Origin of the sequence: Agrobacterium sp. RC10-4-1, from assembly GCF_014138475.1 — a bacterium.
Lineage (GTDB): Bacteria > Pseudomonadota > Alphaproteobacteria > Rhizobiales > Rhizobiaceae > Agrobacterium > Agrobacterium pusense.
Map to the genome: position 1 here is coordinate 528536 of NZ_JACJIT010000002.1, position 15427 is coordinate 543962.

Here is a 15427-nt window from a genome sequence, read left to right on the forward strand (position 1 = left end):
AGCTCCGGCCTTTCGTTTTCGATGTGCCCTCACATGATGGCGTCGTCTTCCTCGACGATAACGGAAACGGGAAAGTGATCGGAAAAACCGCCGAGATTGACATTTTTGACCGCGTCGCCCTTCGACAGGCCGAAGCGGATAGGCCCCTCGTTCTTGCTGTGACTGACCATGGCGGCGATGGCTTCGACTTTTGCGGTTTCTTCCCGCACCTTGAAACCGCTGCTGCCGACAAGAAGTGATCTGGAGACGAGAATCTGGTCGAAGATATTGGCATCGCCGTTAAAGTAGAGCGTGCCATAAATCGTTCGCGCTGAACCGACGGAATCCATCACCGGCTGGCGCAGGTAGTTCCAGGCAAGATTGTAGAACATGGCCGATTGCGAGTTTTCGACATCGTCGCGCTCGCGGGTGGAATTGGCGTGGTAGCGCAGTGATGCATCGGAAGGATCGTCGTTGAAGTCGCCGAAGGCGATGACGGCGATGTCGTTGCCTTTCTCTTCCCTGATCCGCTGGTGCCAGTAGCCCAGCGTTTCGCCGGCTGTCATGCGAAAACCGGCGCTTTCCACCGTGCCGCCAGAGCGCGACGGCCAGTGGTTGGAGAGCGCGATAAGCTGGCGGCCGCCCTTGGTGATGAAGGTGCATTGGGTAATGTCGCGCGTGCCGGTGCGGCGCATGACGAAATGGCTGAAAATCTCGTTCTCGTTGATCAGCAGCTTCTTGCTGTCATAGATGAAGGCGGTGTCGATGCCGCGCTGGTCCTTGCTGGAATCGGCGTGCACGACGCGATAGGCTCGCGTGGGCATGAGATCGTTCAGATGTTCCGCCAGCGTCTCCAGCACAAAACGGTTCTCGACTTCGCAGACACCCAGCAGATCCGGTCCCGCGCCGCCGATCTGACTTATGATCAGGCCGAGCTGTTTGACCTTGGTTTTGAACAGGTCTTCGGTCCAGCCTTTCAGATCGTTCTTCAGCCGCTCGGCAATCCACGGCTCGCGCGCCGGATAACCCTCCGGCGCAAACAGGTTTTCAACATTCCAGAATGCCAGGACATATCGTGTCATGATACCTCACCCCTCCGGTTGGTTGTGCGAACCCAGGGGAAGTTTTTGCCACAACAACTTGAAATTGTCATGACGGGTGAGATACCCGGCCCATCTTGTCGTGCGATCTTACTTGCCCGGCGGGATGACGCCCTTCGTCAGAAGAAAACAGCCGTAAAACCGCGTCTCGCCCGTCGTGACGACGCAATAGGCCTGCTTGGCTTTTTCGTAGAAGGCAAAGCGTTCAATGCCGTACATGGGGGCGGATTTTCCTTCCGCCGCGTCGATTTCCCTCTGCACTTCGGCCTGCACCGGTTCCAGCTGATCGGGCGCGCCCATCACTTCCATGCGGCCGACCGAGGGCTGCAGCGGGGTATCGAGCGGCAGGACGGACAGGATCGCTTTCATTGCGCGGGCAGCGGAGACGTTGTCGATGTGAAGAACCTTGCCGACTGTGGTGTGGCGGGCAACAGAGTCGGAGGGGAAATTGGTGTCCGAGATCACCAGCGTGTCGCCGTGACCCATGGCGCGCAGCGCGTGCAGAACGTCGGCATTCAGCGCCGGGTCGATATTCTTCAGCATGTCCTCAAACTCCCATGATGCTTTCGCCGTGTCGTGGCTCGCGTGCAATCCAGCCGGAAAACCCCGTGGCGTCAATCGCAAAGGTGTGATTGTGAAGCTTTGCGCAAGGGTGTATTTGGCTTTGTCCGCGAAATCGGCCTCGATTGAGACCAGTTAAGGGCAATGTGCAGGGAGGCAGAAATAATTCGAAAAACTGATAAGTCAGTATTGCTGACGTATCGACATTTCTGTAAAGATGCACGCATAAAAACGACACAAGAGGAAACGTACCCATGCTCAATTGGGAACAAATTTTCGCCACGCGCTCTTCGCGTATGAAAGCGTCTGAAATCCGCGAGCTGCTGAAGCTGCTCGAGCAGCCCGACATCATTTCCTTTGCCGGGGGTATTCCGGACCCCGCTCTTTTTCCAGCAGAGGAGTTTCAGCAGGCTTACGCGGAGATTTTTTCCGGCGCGCAGGTCAACGCCGCGCTGCAATATTCCGTCAGCGAAGGTTACAAGCCGCTGCGCGAATGGCTGGCGGGCGAAATGGACAAGATCGGCATCGAATGCACCGCCGACAACGTCTTCATCGTTTCCGGTTCGCAGCAGGGTCTCGATTATCTCGGCAAGCTGTTCCTGTCGCCAAAGGATACGGCGCTGGTCACCTGGCCGACCTATCTCGGCGCGCTCTCGGCATTCAATGCCTATGAGCCCAACTATGACCAGCTGAACCCCGGCGGTAACCGCACGCCCGAGGCTTACCGCGAAACCGCGGCCAAGCTTGGCGGTTCGGTGAAGTTCGCTTATCTATCGGCCGATTTTTCCAATCCGACCGGCGAAACCGTCGATCTGGCCGGACGGCAGAAGCTCCTGGAGCTTGCTGACGAGCTCGATATCGCCGTCATAGAAGACGCGGCCTATCAGTCGCTGCGTTATGATGGCGAAGCCGTTCCGCCGATCATGGCGCTCGACATTGCCCGTTCGGGCGGCATCGAAAACACCCGCACCATCTATTGCGGCAGCTTCTCGAAGACGCTCGCTCCGGGTCTGCGCGTCGGTTACATCGTCGCTTCCGCTCCTGTCATCCGTAAGCTGGTGCTGATGAAGCAGGCCGCCGACCTGCATTCCTCGACGATCAACCAGATCGCCATCGAACGCGTCGCCTCGCGCGGCTTCGACAAGCAGGTGGCCAAGATCAAGGCAGCCTATAGCGCACGCCGCGATGCAATGCTGGCGGCGCTCGAGAAGTACATGCCGAAGACGACCAGCTGGACGAAGCCGGAAGGCGGCATGTTCATCTGGGTGACGCTGCCTGAGGGCATGGATGGGGCGGCGCTGCTTGCCAAATCCATCGCCACGGAAAAGGTCGCTTTCGTTCCCGGCCGTGCTTTCTTTGCGGATGGTTCGGGCACGAACACGCTGCGCATCAGCTTCTCCTGCGCCAACGAGGCGATGATCGAGGAAGGCATGAAGCGGCTCGGGCGGTTGATTGCGACGGCTCAGGCGGAAACGGCTGAGGTAGTTCCGGCGATTTGAGGGTTGCGAGGTTTTTTGGCGGCGACGGGGGTTGTGGCTTCACCCCCCTCTGTCCTGCCGGACATCTCCCCCTCAAGGGGGAGATCGACTCGCGGTTAAGGTATCGCCTATCGCAACAGTTGAAAATGAAGTGCTGTCAACGCCTCTTGCCGATCTCCCCCCTTGAGGGGGAGATGCCCGGCGGGGCAGAGGGGGGTGAGCCGCAAGCACCAAGAGGCACTGTTCCCCTCAATCCCGCTGGCACCAACAGATCACACCACTAAAATCCTGCCTGTCACATACATGTTATGCAATCATGTTTTAGCGGTCCCACCGAACAACAGGGACTGGATCCATGAAAACGCTGCTCTCCGCTTTCACCGCCATCGTATCGCTTGGCTTCATCGCCACTGCTGCCAATGCCGCCGATCTGGTGCTTTATACCAGCCAGCCGAATGAGGACGCGCAGGCGACCGTTGACGGGTTCAAGGCTGCCAATCCCGGTCTCGAAGTCGAGTGGGTGCGTGACGGAACGCCGAAAATCATGGCCAAGCTGATGGCGGAAATCAGCGCCGGCAATCCGGTTGCCGACGTGCTTCTCATCGCCGATACCGTGACGCTGGAGCGCATGAAGCAGGCCGGTCAGCTGCTCGCCCACAAGTCTCCCGAAGCCAAGAATATCGATGCCACGCTCTATGATGCAGACGGCTTCTATTACTCCACGAAGCTCATCACGACAGGCATAATGTACAATACGGCCGCCGCGATGAAGCCGACGAGCTGGAAAGATCTGGCGAAGGCGGAAGCCAAGGGTCTCGTGACCATGCCGAGCCCGCTGACGTCAGGTGCCGCACTGATTCACGCGCAGACGCTTGCCGCCGCAAATGGCCTCGGCTGGGATTACTACAAGCAGCTGAAGGCCAATGAAGCCATTGCCGGCGGTGGCAACGGCGCGGTGCTGAAGTCCGTCGCTTCGGGCGAAAAGGCTTACGGCGTGGTGGTCGATTACATGCCGATCCGTGAAAAGGCCAAGGGCGCACCGGTCGAATTCGTTTTCCCGGAAGAGGGCGTTTCTGCTGTCACCGAGCCGGTCGCGATCATCAAGGGCACCAAGCACGAGGAAGCGGCCAAGAAGTTTGTCGATTACGTGCTTTCGGAAAAGGGCCAGCAGGGCTTCGTCAAGCTCGGTTACATCCCTGTCCGTGCCGATGCCGGCATGCCGGAAGGTTTCCCGGCCCGCGACAAGATCAAGGTTCTGCCGCTCAGCGCTGCCGATGCACTGAAGAATTCCGAACAGGATCTCAAGACCTTCTCCGATATTTTCGGTTCCAAGGGCTGATAAATCGGAATGACCCGTTCCAAGGCTTATGGAAACAGCCAGCCGCGCTGGCTGTTTCCTTTTGTGGTGAGTGTTGTTTTTGCGCTGAGCGCGCTGCCGCTCGGACGCCTCGCCTATACCGGCGTCGTTTCATCGCTGAATGGTGATATATGGCGACTTCTGGCCGATCCGGCGCTCTGGGATGCGGCGCTGAACACGCTCTCCACCTCGTTTTTAGGCATGCTGATTTCACTCGGAATCGGCGGCGCTTTCGCGCTTGCCCTGACGCTCTGCGACATCCGCGGCAAGTCGATCTTAAGCTTCCTGTTCATGCTGCCGATGATGATCCCGCCGCAGGTGACGGCGCTGTCGTGGATCGGCATGACCGGCCCGTCGAGTACGCTGTTGAAGGCCATCGGCCTTGCGCCGGCGATGGGTTCGCCGCAGCCGCTTTATTCCATCGCTGGCATCGCACTCTTGCTCGGTGTGCAGCACGCGCCGCTCGTCTATCTGTCGCTGCGCGCGGGGCTACTCGCCTTGCCGCAGGATGGCATAGAGGCCGCCAAGCTTTCCGGGGCTTCACCACGGCGCGTTTTGTGCGATATCATCCTGCCGCTTTCCACGCCTGGACTGATCGCGGGCGCGGCGATCTCCTTCGTCTCCAACGTCGGCAATTTCGGCATTCCGGCGATCCTCGGCATACCCGCTTCGATCTTTACCCTGCCGACGCTGATCTACAGCCGTTTTGCCAGTTTCGGCACCAGCACCTTCGGCGATATCGCCATTCTCTCGACCATGATCGCCATCATTTCCGTCGCCGGGCTTGCGCTGCAGGAACGGGCGATGAAGGGGAGGGATTACCGCATCATCGGCCTTTCCGGCAAGGCGGCGACCTTCCGGCTCGGATTGTGGCGGGTGCCGGCGGAGCTTGCCCTGTGGCTCATCCTGTTCTTCATGCTGGTGGCGCCGCTGACGGCGCTGGTGGCAAGCTCGCTCGCTCCCGCCTATGGCGTGCCGCTCAACCTCAAGACCGCAACGCTGCATGCCTATGAGGAACTGCTTTACCGGCAGAGCGTGACCCGCACGGCCTTCCGCAATTCGCTGTTTCTGGCGACGGCGACATCCTTGTGTCTCCTGGTGGTGACGGTGCTGACGGCTTATTTCCTCGTGCGTGGCAAAAGCCGGTTCATGTTCCTGCTTTCGGCGCTGGTGGATATTCCCTATGCGCTGCCGGGGGTGGTGATTTCCGTCTCTTTCGTGCTGCTTTTCGCCGCTCCTATTCCATTGCTCGGAATTACGCTTTACGGCACGATCTGGATCATTCTGCTTGCCTATTTCTCCTCTTTCTTCGCGGTCAGCCTGAAACCAATGGTCAGCGCTTTCCTGCAATTCGATCCATCGCTGGAAGAGGCAGCAAGGCTGTCGGGCGCGGGTTTCTGGCGACGGCTCAAGGATATTATCCTGCCGCTGGTCGGGCCCGCGGCAGGGGCTTCCGTCATCCTCGTGTTTCTGATCGCCTGCAACGAGCTGACGGTTTCGGCGCTCCTTTGGTCTGCCGGCACACAGACGCTCGGCGTGCTCATCTACAACCTCGATGACAGCGGCAGCTTCGATCTCGCCTCGGCGCTATCGGTGCTTGTCGTCATCATGGTGATTTTCCTCATGCTGCTGCTCGAAATTCTGGGGCGCTATCTGCCAAAAGGAGTTGTGCCTTGGCGAAACTGATCCTTAACCGCCTGTCGAAGAGCTTCGGTGCCGGTTCGAAACCGGCCGTGGACGATGTTTCTCTCACTGTGCGGGAAGGCGGCTTTCTGGCGCTGCTCGGACCCTCCGGCTGCGGCAAGACCACAGTGCTGCGCATGGTTGCCGGGTTCGAACAGCCGACGGATGGTTCCATCCTGCTCGGCGAGCGGGTGCTGGCCGATGCCGGCAGCATGGTGGCGCCGGAGCGGCGCAACATGGCAATGGTGTTCCAGTCCTATGCGCTGTGGCCGCACATGTCGGTTGCCGACAATGCCGGCTACCCTTTGAAGGTGCGCGGTATTACGGGCGAAAAATACCGCGAGAGGGTGCGTCAGGCGCTTGCCGCCGTCCGACTTGAGAGCTTCGCGGATCGCCGTCCCGCCGAACTTTCCGGTGGCCAGCGGCAGCGTGTTGCGCTCGCCCGCTGCCTCGTCACCGAGCCTGACGTCGTATTGCTCGATGAACCGCTCGCCAACCTCGACCGGCATCTGCGGCAGGAAATGGAAGAGACATTTCGGGATTTCCATGCCCGTTCCGGCGCGACGATGATCTATGTCACTCACGATCAGGCGGAAGCCATGGCGCTGGCAACCGATGTCGCCGTCATGTCGCATGGCAAGCTGCTTCAGGTCGCGGCGCCGGCGGAGCTTTACGCGCGGCCGGAGGGCAGGCTGGTCGGGTCGCTGGTCGGGCAGGGCACGATTCTCAGCCTCCCACTGCCGGAAGGGGCATCGCGCGATCTCGACTGGTCCGCACTTCGGGCGGCGATGGAGAGAGGCGCGGGAGCATCGCGGGCCGACGTGCTTGTGAGGCCGCAGGATGTGGTGCGGGACGCGGAAGGCATTGCCTGCACCGTCACCTCGGTTCTGTTCGAGGGCGAGCGTTATGCCCTTCGTCTTGACCTGCCGGATGGGCAGGCGGTCAGGGCCTATTCGCGTGAAGCCGCAGCTGTGGGTGACAGGCTTCCGGTTGCCATTCGCAGCGGGTGGCGGCTTTAGAGCGCACGCACTGCCGAACGCTGGAAAGGCGAAGCGACACCGGCTAAGCTGGGATCGCAGCAATAGGAATGATTCATGTCGCTTCGGCTTGCCACCTTCAATATCGAAAATCTTCTCACCCGTTTCGATTTCACCGGCTTTCGCAACCAGACGCGACGCGACAGGGCGATCCAGCTTTTTGATATCAGGGACGAGGCGACCTATCAGGCCCTTGAAAGTGCGCGGATGGTCTCATCCACCGACGATACGCGCCAGCTTTCGGCGCTCGCCATCGCCGACGCGGATGCCGATATTCTCTGCCTGCAGGAAGTCGACAACATGGCGGCCCTGCAGGCCTTCGAATACGGCTATCTCTATCGCATGGTCGGCAATGGCTATCTGCAGAAATATCTGGTCGAGGGCAATGACAGCCGCGGTATCGATGTCGCGGTCGTCATGCGCGAGGAGACGCGGGATGGCGAGAAAATCGAGGTGGTCGACATCAAGAGCCATGCGGCGCTGACCTATCGTAATCTCGATCTCTTCAATCCGGCACTTGCCGCGACCAACCAGATCGATGACAAGATATTCAAACGGGATTGCCTTGAAATCGATCTGAGGATCGGCGGCAAGCCGCTGACGCTTTACGTCACGCATTTCAAGTCCATGACCAATGCCCGCGAAGCATTGGACGCCCGGCTCGGCACCATGCCGATCCGCGAGGCGGAAGCCATGGCTGTGCGCCGCATCATCGAAAATCGCTGGGGTGCGGGCAATACGCGCAACAAGAATTTCGCGATCTGCGGCGACATGAACGACTATCAGGAACGCGTCGCGATTGCCGGTGACAGGCGCAATGGCTACAGCTTCACGCCCGTCGAAGAGGCAAGAAGTGCGCTCGATGTCTTCACTGCCGACGATTTCGTCATCAATCCGATGCTGCGTCGCGATGTCATGGACCGCTGGACGCTCTATCATTCGCGGGGCCCACAGGAGCAGCATTTGTGCCAGCTTGATTACATCTGGCTTTCTCCGCGCCTGGCCGAAAGCAACGCGACGCGGGTTCCCGAAATCGTCCGCGCCGGCCAGCCTTATCGCACCATCTTTCCGCCGGGGCAGGAGGTGGAGCGTTATCCGCGCACTGGCTGGGACCGCCCCAAGGCTTCCGATCATTGCCCTGTCGTGATGACGCTGGACCTGATCTGACGTCGCCGGCGGTCGGAAACCGGTGGCTTCTAACCGTTGGCGGCTTTCGGGAAATAGGTGGCCCAGACCCGGTTGCGACCTGCGCGCTTGGCTTCATAAAGCCGGTCATCGGCAATCGCGATCAACTCGTCCCAGCTGTTGACCGCCCGCGCTTCCTGCCAGACGACGCCAAAGCTCGCCGTCAGCGACAATCCACTTTGTTCATCCACGATCTGAGCTTCGATCAGGCGGCGGAGGCGGTCGGCCGTTGCCGTTGCCGTGGCATGGCTGACATCCTGCAGCACCACGACGAATTCTTCGCCGCCATAGCGGGCAAGAATGTCGTTCTTGCGCAATGCGCCCCGCAACAAAGCCGCGGTCTTTTGAAGTGCAATGTCACCCATGGCATGGCCATAACGGTCATTGATCGATTTGAAATGGTCGATGTCGACGATCATCACGCCGAGCGACTGACACTGGTCCTCGCCCGTCAACAGGGAACGAACGGCCTTTTCGAGCGCCCGTCGGTTGAACACGCCCGTCAGCGCATCCGTCTCGGAAAGTGCGCGTAACTGTTCGGCCAGCGCGCGCTGCTGGTTCTCCATTTCGCCCTTCTGGCGAAGCTGCTCCCGCAGGAAGTCGAGTTCCTGGAACATCTTCTTCACCTCCGGGGCAACCCTGTCCTCATGCTGCGCCTCTGAAAGATCGCCCGCGGCGATGGCCGCAATCTGTGCCTGAACGGATTGCATGGGCCGGAACAGCGCTGTTTTGTAGACAGATGTGAGCCGCAGCAGGACCAGAACCGCAATACCTGCGAGAAAAAGCGAGGTGGCGCCGTAGATCAGGGCTTCCTGCTGCTTCTTTTCGAGTCGCGCGCGTGTCTCGGCCAGAATGAGATCGCGCAACGTATCGGATGAACGCATCCCCGAAATATAGTTCCTGGAAAATTCAAGCACGCTCGGCTGGGCGGACGGCATGGCGATCACGATCGTATTCTGCGCGTAGCGCAGCGCCTGTCCGAAATAATAGGTTTCGAGATCGCGGAACGCCCTGTCCAGTCGCGGCGTGGAAAGATAGGCGGCGGTGTAGTTGGTCAACGATGCCTTCAGTGATAGCAGGCTCTGCATCTCCGCATCGAACTTGGCGCGATAACCCAGCTTTTCCTGTCTGTTCGCCCGCAGCCCCATGATCACATAGGAGCCGAGGCGGCCGATCCTGTCCCGCATGACACCGGCGGTGCCCGTCATCGCGATGTCTATCGCCACATCGGGCGTCACCTTGATGATGGCACGCGCTGCCTTGCCACGCAGCAGATTGACACTGTCGGCGGCCTTGAACATCGATGATATGGCGCCCGACATGGCCGTGTGGCTGCGTGCTGACAGTGGCAGGGCAGCTACCTGATCTACCGCGTTGCGGGACTGCGCGAGTTTCTCGCGGGTCTCGGCCAGTGATTTCGCCAGCTCCGGCTGGGTCCTGATGTCGTCGGCGAAGGAAGCTTCCAGTTCCGACAGCTTGTCGTCCGTTGCCTTGCGCGCGGCAGCGAGAGCTGCAACCAGATCCTGTTCAGCGGTGGATGCGCCCATCACATTGTTCGCGGGGCCGCGCTCTGCCGAAACCAGCCATGCGGACTGGAGAGCGGTTTCGAAGCGGGTGAGCTGCGCCGCGTTGGTGCGGTAACGCAGATAGTTGGAAACGCTTGGCAGCGCGGCAAGTGTGGCCAGCAGGATGGAGCTCGCGGCGATGACGATCGTGCCCGTTAGCTGAATTTTCTGTATGCTTGCGCGCATTTGATGCGTTGTTCTCACTCAATCGGGTATAATTCATCACCATTTTAGCTGCGCCGCGTAAATACTTCGCTTATATTGCTGCGCTTTTGCCGTCTTGACGATCCTGCCGCCAAGCCTGCGGGCATGGTGTGGAAAAGCGCGCCGCCCGTGCTGCGCGATCAGTTTTCGCTTTACACCCGGTCAGAATCTGATAGTTGGCAAGGCACTGGAATGCCCTTGTAGCTCAGTTGGTAGAGCACCTGATTTGTAATCAGGGGGTCGCGGGTTCGAACCCTGCCGGGGGCACCAGTATTTTCAAGGATTTGGCCTGTCTTTCATACGCACTGCACGACTGATGTTCGTGCAGCGGCTATGGCTTTATGTGATAGAGCTTGTGCACGATCGTCCAGTTGCCGTCGTGCTCCAGCAGGGACAGATATTCGTAAAAATCCATACCGTCGAACCGGGTTGTCAGCTTTACCGAGGCGCTGTCTCCCTCCTTGTCGATGCCGAGGATTTCGAAGGCGGGGTCGTGATCGGGAAGGCCGCGTTCGGTTTTGCGGACCTGATCGACAAAATCCTCCAGAGACAGCCATTCAGTCGCGCCTTCGAATGTGCCGACGATGCTGGCGCGCGGGTCAAAAACATCGCGCATCAGGCCTTCATCCGCATAGGCCATGGCGTGCACATAATCCGTCACGGTCTGGGTAATGGTTTGCGGCATCGGATCGTCCCTCCCTCGGATCCAAAAGGGGAGCTTACACCCCTTGGCGACATTCCACCATAACCTCCTGAAAATGCGCTTGTTCGGGGCACGTGACGATCTCTCGTGGCGGCCCGTGCTGGAGGCGGTTCCGATGCCGGTCGACGTTTTGCTGCCACTGTCCACAATTTTGTCCCGGCTGTCGTTATAGTCGCCTTGGGTCCGACAAATTTCGGCATCAAGGGCTTTTTCGCCAGAGAGACCCTCTCGTGCGGGAGCGCGTAAATTCGTGTTCTGCCGGTTTAAGCGCCGTCGCGGGGTGCCGCACGGGGCGGATTTGGCCTATGATCCGGTTGCTGACCGGTTGAGAGTGGTAGCAGCGTGCGGGTAACAGTTTGCGTTTGAAGGTGTTTTTGTGATTGATCCCTATGTTTTGCTTGGCGTGGAGCGGGATGCCGACGAGGCGGCGATCAAGTCGGCCTACCGCAAGGTTGCGAAGGCTGCCCATCCCGACAGCGGTGGCGATGCCGAGCAGTTCGCGCGCCTGCAGACAGCCTATGAACTTCTGAAGGATCCCGTGCGCCGCAAGGTCTTCGATGACACGGGTTACGATCCGCAGCTTGCCGATGCCAAGGATCTCAAGGGCCTGCTGATGCTGGAAACGCTGGTCAATGAATTCATTCTGGATGAGCGGGAACCCGGCAGTTTTGATCCCGTGGCTGCCATGCGCCGGAAGCTGACCGATGATATTCTGAAAAGCCGCTTCCATATTCTGGAACTCGAACGGCACCGTACCCGGGTGCGTAAACATATGGACCGTCTCGGACGGAAGCCGGAAACCGATGTGCTGAGTTCGATGCTCCGCGCCCGAAGCCAGTCCATAGCCGAAGCCATACGCAACGCGGAGGCGCAGATCGAGGCGATAGAACAGGCCTATACCATGCTCGAGGGCTATTCCTACGAGCTGGAGAGCGTGACGCTCGCCGAGCCGTTGCTGAAGGGCGAGGCGGCGGAGTAACTGCCTGTCATGGGCCGTTGACGAGGGCGAGTATGAGCTGGTGAACCCGCCCGCCCGGGGACAGTTCATCCCGGTCGAAATCTCGGCCGCGTTGGCGCTGCTCGTTGGAAAGCTCACCTAACCTTTGCTGCAGAACAGCGCGCACCTTCTGGCATTTGGGATCGTCTTCCGCCCGTAGCCCGGTGCTGAAGGCTTCGATCTTTCTCACCATATCGAGAATGTGCTCGCCATGAACTCGCTCATGGGTTTCCACCCCGGAAATGAAGGTCTTCCAGCTGGCGGCGACGGCGGCCGGCAGATGGGCAGGCGCCTTTGGCCAGGTGTAGATGATGTTGAGATTGGGTCTGGCACTGGCCAGCACACAGGCACCGTCGGGCTGCGGTCGGTAGTCTCTCCGCCACGTCAGCTTGAAGGTGGTGTGGGCAATGGCCTGCACGCCCGCAGTCGGGCCGCGCTCGCCGATGGACTGATAAAGCGCACCGCCCGTATTGCCGCTGACGGCATAGGTCTTTATCTGCTCGGCGGGTTTCCAGCCGGTGGACTGTGCTGATAGCGGAAGAGCGCTCAGCAACATGATTGCGGCGCTGACGGTGAATTTGGGGAGGCTGTTGACGGGCACGCATCGATCCTTGCAGGTTGCGCGCCGAAGATAGGCGAGAGGCGGGCAGTGAGGCAAGGGTGCGGGCGGTGGGAATGCTGCCTGATGTTCAGACTTCCACGCATGAAAACCCCCGCGCCGGAGCGCGGGGGGACAAGCCTCGACTGCAGGGGTAATCAGTCGTCCAGCTTGTCGTAATCGAGCTTCGGAGCGTTCTGCAGTGCATCCTTGGTGGTATCGACAAAGGCCTTCCATGTGCCGTTGTCATTATGAACGGCCACGGACGCCGGATCGAGCACCACGTAGCTCTTGTCGATGCCCAGGAAGCCGCCGACGCTGGCCACGAGGCCGATCACCGCCTTGCCATCGCCGATCACGACGTCTTCGATTTCGCCGATGTTTTCATTCTGGGCGTTATAGATATCCATGCCATCAAGCTGGGAAGCGGTGAGATCGGTCTTCTGGACGTTGACGAACTTCAGCGGGCCGGTTGCCTTCGTACCCATGGTAATGCCGGGGCCCGACAAGGTCGCATCCGCGCCGGCAGCAGGAGCCGTGGCAGCCGTCTGGGCAAATGCCACGGAAGAGGAGAGCGCTGCTGCGGCAGCGAGAGCGATGACATTGATTTTCATGATGTTTCTTCCCTTTTTATGCTGAACATTGCGTTCGGGGAAGAAACGGCAAAGAGCGGATTTGGTTCCTCATGGGACGACAGGAAAATTTGGTCTATGGTGAAAAAGAAACAGGCGTGCGTCGAAATCGGGAGGATGTCATGGCGAAAAACACGGTGACTGAAGATGCAGAGCAGACCGCACCATCAGACTTCATCGACCGGAAGATCGCGGAGCTGGGCGACTGGCGCGGCGAGACGCTCGCGCGTGTTCGCGCGGTGATCCAGAAGGCCGATCCGGAAGTGGTGGAAGAGGTGAAGTGGCGCGGCGTTCCGGTCTGGTCGCATGCGGGCATTCTGTGCACCGGCGAAACCTATAAAAGCGCGGTGAAGATGACTTTTGCGAAGGGCGCCTCTCTGGAGGACCCGTCAGGCCTGTTCAATTCGAGCCTTGAGGGCAACACGCGGCGCGCCATCGATTTTCACGAGGGCGATGTCGTTGATGAGGAGGCGCTGGCAGCGCTGATCCGCGCTGCGGTGGCGTTGAACGTGGCGGGAAAAAGCGGAAAGAAGCGGGGATAAGGCCGGCCGGTGTCACCGGCAAAGAACGACAGATCATGATTTAATCACGGTTGGCATCCGCTGTCTTGTCCCACTCTCCGTCGATGAATTTCAGCGCATCGATGATCGAAACCTTCCACACGGACCAGACGTGGTCGCCATCCGTCACCCGCAGTTCGGATTTGCGGTTGTCCGCCTGCAGGGTCTCATGCAGGGCAATGGCACCGCGCCAGAGGAAGAAGCCATCGTCATCTCCCACAGTCAAATAGGTGGCGGGGAGATCCTGACTTTCTGCGACATGCTGTGCGACGAGGGTGAAGACATTCTTTTCGTTAAAGAGACGTGCATCGAAAGGGGTGCCGAAGGCGCCGGAGAAATGATCACCGGTTGAGGGAAGCACGATGCCGCTGGTGACGGTGGTGCGGTCGACGCGGTGGAAAAAGGCGCTGTCCTGAATGAGCTTGAGTTCGGCGGGTGTCTTGTCGAGATCGGAGGCGGGCACGTTTTGCCAGATGGCGCCGGACAGGCTGGCGACGGCGCCATAGAGGTCCTCGTGGCCGTAGGCGAGATGCAGGGAGCCGAAACCGCCCATGGAAAGGCCGGCAATGGCGCGGCCTTGGCGATCTTTTCGCACTGGCAGCGTTTTTTCGATCTGGTGGCGTAGATCGCCGGTGAGGGCGGTCTCGTAATCGCCGGGACCGCCGACGGCGGCAGAATCCACATACCAGCTGTTTTTCACGCCGGGCATCACGACAACCAGAGGGCGGATGGCGCCAGCCTCGATGAGCGTGTCGAGCGTCTTTTCGATATTGCCGAGATCGCGCCAGCTGTTCTGGTCGCCGTCATGGCCGTGCAGGAGGTAAAGTACAGGCCAGCCGTTTTCGGGCGGCGGACCTTCGGGGCGATAGATATTGACAGGGAGCGGCGCGTTCAGGGCGGCGCTGTGAAAGGTGGCGTCTTCGATATGGCCGGCGAAGGCTGAACCGGACGACATGAACAGACAGAAGGCCATAAGTTTTTTTCGATACATATGGGTCTCCTGTCATCATTCCCGAAAACCATCAACGTTCCCCGGGCCTACGCGTTCCTGATTTCATAATGTTACGGCAATGTTGTCCGCGCAAGTTTACGCGCGGTCTGGCGATTGCGACGCCGCAAACGTGGTTTGACAAGCCCACTTCATTAAGCTGCTTTTTTCAGGTTCCAATAGGATGACATTGCCATTATCGCGTTTTGCCTGCCTGTCTGTTTTTCTACTGTTCCTCGCCGGTTGCATGACCGTACCGATTTCCAGCATTCCCAAGCTGATGCGGCAGGATTTTCTGACGATGGATTTCGAGCATGTGCGGGTCGGATTGCAACTGCCAGCCAATCTTTCCGTCCGGTCCGGTGACGCCGTGATGATCACCCGGAGCAGGACAGACGGCGCAGCCGAAGAAACCGTTGCGACCTACGCGCTGGTGGCGGATACGGATGCGGCTGCGCTCGCTAAATTCCGGCCGGAAAAACGGGATGGTATGTTGGCAAGCGTATGGCGGGTAAAGCCCGAAGACGTCGGAAGGCTCGCGGAGCTACAGGAGCGGGTGCGCCGTTCCCGCGCTCAGGGTCCACGTATCAGAGGCAGCACCGAGATCAAGATCGTGAAAGCCTGCTTCAAAGGCACGTTTCCCGCTGGCCCGATCTATTCCTCGATCTATATGAAACCGGCGGAAAACGAAGACTATATTCCCACATCGCTTGATGCGGATCTGGTCAAGCTGTTCGGGGCAACCGCGGTCAAGTCGCTGATCACACCTTGTGAAGGCTGACAGGCGCCGCCGGCGTGCG

15 protein-coding genes and 1 tRNA gene are annotated in these 15427 nt (G+C 59.5%); 9 read left to right on the forward strand and 7 right to left on the reverse strand.

Annotated elements, in window-relative coordinates:
* Nucleotides 1-29: 29 nt before the first annotated feature.
* Entirely contained in the window at nucleotides 30-1061 is a 1032-nt protein-coding gene (locus FHW77_RS06845) for an endonuclease/exonuclease/phosphatase family protein (protein ID WP_004442701.1), read from the reverse strand.
* Between the two features lie 108 nt (nucleotides 1062-1169).
* Nucleotides 1170-1622, reverse strand: coding sequence for an RbsD/FucU family protein (locus FHW77_RS06850; protein WP_004442699.1), 453 nt, complete (start codon nucleotides 1620-1622; stop codon nucleotides 1170-1172).
* 272 nt (nucleotides 1623-1894) lie between these two features.
* Between FHW77_RS06850 and FHW77_RS06855 the strand changes: the two genes are divergently transcribed.
* From FHW77_RS06855 to FHW77_RS06875, 5 genes are all read left to right on the forward strand, one after another.
* On the forward strand, nucleotides 1895-3139 hold the full coding sequence (locus tag FHW77_RS06855) for an aminotransferase-like domain-containing protein (RefSeq protein ID WP_004442697.1): 1245 nt from the start codon (nucleotides 1895-1897) through the stop codon (nucleotides 3137-3139).
* Between the two features lie 334 nt (nucleotides 3140-3473).
* A complete protein-coding gene (locus tag FHW77_RS06860) occupies nucleotides 3474-4457 on the forward strand; it encodes an ABC transporter substrate-binding protein (protein WP_004442696.1) in 984 nt (327 codons plus the stop codon).
* A gap of 9 nt (nucleotides 4458-4466) precedes the next feature.
* Nucleotides 4467-6161 (forward strand): ABC transporter permease, encoded by a 1695-nt coding sequence (locus FHW77_RS06865; protein WP_004442693.1) that lies wholly within the window; start codon nucleotides 4467-4469, stop codon nucleotides 6159-6161.
* Nucleotides 6149-7177, forward strand: a complete 1029-nt coding sequence (locus FHW77_RS06870) for an ABC transporter ATP-binding protein (protein ID WP_004442691.1) — start codon at nucleotides 6149-6151, stop codon at nucleotides 7175-7177. Before FHW77_RS06865 ends, FHW77_RS06870 begins: the two co-directional genes overlap by 13 nt.
* A 75-nt stretch (nucleotides 7178-7252) precedes the next feature.
* Nucleotides 7253-8362, forward strand: coding sequence for an endonuclease/exonuclease/phosphatase family protein (locus FHW77_RS06875; protein WP_004442690.1), 1110 nt, complete (start codon nucleotides 7253-7255; stop codon nucleotides 8360-8362).
* 29 nt (nucleotides 8363-8391) lie between these two features.
* Here FHW77_RS06875 and FHW77_RS06880 read toward each other — a convergent pair whose 3' ends face one another.
* Nucleotides 8392-10131 carry a GGDEF domain-containing protein gene (locus FHW77_RS06880; protein WP_004442688.1) on the reverse strand — a complete coding sequence of 580 codons (1740 nt, stop codon included), beginning with the start codon at nucleotides 10129-10131 and terminating at the stop codon, nucleotides 8392-8394.
* 212 nt (nucleotides 10132-10343) lie between these two features.
* Here FHW77_RS06880 and FHW77_RS06885 point away from each other — a divergent pair.
* A tRNA-Thr gene (locus FHW77_RS06885) sits at nucleotides 10344-10419 on the forward strand.
* A 61-nt stretch (nucleotides 10420-10480) separates the two neighbouring features.
* Here the strand turns inward: FHW77_RS06885 and FHW77_RS06890 are convergent.
* A complete protein-coding gene (locus FHW77_RS06890; RefSeq protein WP_004442686.1) occupies nucleotides 10481-10834 on the reverse strand; it encodes a nuclear transport factor 2 family protein in 354 nt (117 codons plus the stop codon).
* Nucleotides 10835-11228: 394 nt separating this feature from the next.
* Here FHW77_RS06890 and FHW77_RS06895 point away from each other — a divergent pair, with 394 nt between their 5' ends.
* Entirely contained in the window at nucleotides 11229-11831 is a 603-nt protein-coding gene (locus FHW77_RS06895; RefSeq protein WP_003522436.1) for a J domain-containing protein, read from the forward strand.
* A gap of 7 nt (nucleotides 11832-11838) precedes the next feature.
* Here the strand turns inward: FHW77_RS06895 and FHW77_RS06900 are convergent, their stop codons facing one another.
* The gene (locus FHW77_RS06900) at nucleotides 11839-12405 is read right to left on the reverse strand and encodes a DUF922 domain-containing Zn-dependent protease (RefSeq protein WP_210276986.1); all 567 of its coding nucleotides are present in this window, start codon (nucleotides 12403-12405) and stop codon (nucleotides 11839-11841) included.
* Between the two features lie 200 nt (nucleotides 12406-12605).
* Nucleotides 12606-13061 carry a PRC-barrel domain-containing protein gene (locus tag FHW77_RS06905; RefSeq protein ID WP_004442682.1) on the reverse strand — a complete coding sequence of 152 codons (456 nt, stop codon included), beginning with the start codon at nucleotides 13059-13061 and terminating at the stop codon, nucleotides 12606-12608.
* Between the two features lie 140 nt (nucleotides 13062-13201).
* On the opposite strand from FHW77_RS06905, the gene FHW77_RS06910 reads away from it, so the two are divergent.
* The gene (locus tag FHW77_RS06910; protein ID WP_004442680.1) at nucleotides 13202-13621 is read left to right on the forward strand and encodes a DUF1801 domain-containing protein; all 420 of its coding nucleotides are present in this window, start codon (nucleotides 13202-13204) and stop codon (nucleotides 13619-13621) included.
* A 40-nt stretch (nucleotides 13622-13661) separates the two neighbouring features.
* Here the strand turns inward: FHW77_RS06910 and FHW77_RS06915 are convergent, their stop codons facing one another.
* Nucleotides 13662-14630: an alpha/beta hydrolase gene (locus FHW77_RS06915; protein ID WP_004442678.1), complete on the reverse strand. Its 969-nt coding sequence runs from the start codon at nucleotides 14628-14630 to the stop codon at nucleotides 13662-13664.
* Nucleotides 14631-14811: 181 nt separating this feature from the next.
* Here FHW77_RS06915 and FHW77_RS06920 point away from each other — a divergent pair, with 181 nt between their 5' ends.
* On the forward strand, nucleotides 14812-15408 hold the full coding sequence (locus FHW77_RS06920) for a hypothetical protein (protein ID WP_286086094.1): 597 nt from the start codon (nucleotides 14812-14814) through the stop codon (nucleotides 15406-15408).
* The last annotated feature ends 19 nt before the right edge of the window (nucleotides 15409-15427 follow it).

Bases quoted from the DNA above. Each gene is read 5' to 3' on its own strand.
- FHW77_RS06855 (WP_004442697.1), top strand. From the start codon at position 1,895: ATGCTCAATTGGGAACAAATTTTCGCCACGCGCTCTTCGCGTATGAAA.
- FHW77_RS06920 (WP_286086094.1), top strand. From the start codon at position 14,812: ATGACATTGCCATTATCGCGTTTTGCCTGCCTGTCTGTTTTTCTACTG.
- FHW77_RS06915 (WP_004442678.1), bottom strand. From the start codon at position 14,630: ATGTATCGAAAAAAACTTATGGCCTTCTGTCTGTTCATGTCGTCCGGT.
- FHW77_RS06860 (WP_004442696.1), top strand. From the start codon at position 3,474: ATGAAAACGCTGCTCTCCGCTTTCACCGCCATCGTATCGCTTGGCTTC.
- FHW77_RS06850 (WP_004442699.1), bottom strand. From the start codon at position 1,622: ATGCTGAAGAATATCGACCCGGCGCTGAATGCCGACGTTCTGCACGCG.
- FHW77_RS06845 (WP_004442701.1), bottom strand. From the start codon at position 1,061: ATGACACGATATGTCCTGGCATTCTGGAATGTTGAAAACCTGTTTGCG.
- FHW77_RS06880 (WP_004442688.1), bottom strand. From the start codon at position 10,131: ATGCGCGCAAGCATACAGAAAATTCAGCTAACGGGCACGATCGTCATC.
- FHW77_RS06910 (WP_004442680.1), top strand. From the start codon at position 13,202: ATGGCGAAAAACACGGTGACTGAAGATGCAGAGCAGACCGCACCATCA.
- FHW77_RS06890 (WP_004442686.1), bottom strand. From the start codon at position 10,834: ATGCCGCAAACCATTACCCAGACCGTGACGGATTATGTGCACGCCATG.
- FHW77_RS06900 (WP_210276986.1), bottom strand. From the start codon at position 12,405: ATGTTGCTGAGCGCTCTTCCGCTATCAGCACAGTCCACCGGCTGGAAA.
- FHW77_RS06875 (WP_004442690.1), top strand. From the start codon at position 7,253: ATGTCGCTTCGGCTTGCCACCTTCAATATCGAAAATCTTCTCACCCGT.
- FHW77_RS06865 (WP_004442693.1), top strand. From the start codon at position 4,467: ATGACCCGTTCCAAGGCTTATGGAAACAGCCAGCCGCGCTGGCTGTTT.
- FHW77_RS06905 (WP_004442682.1), bottom strand. From the start codon at position 13,061: ATGAAAATCAATGTCATCGCTCTCGCTGCCGCAGCAGCGCTCTCCTCT.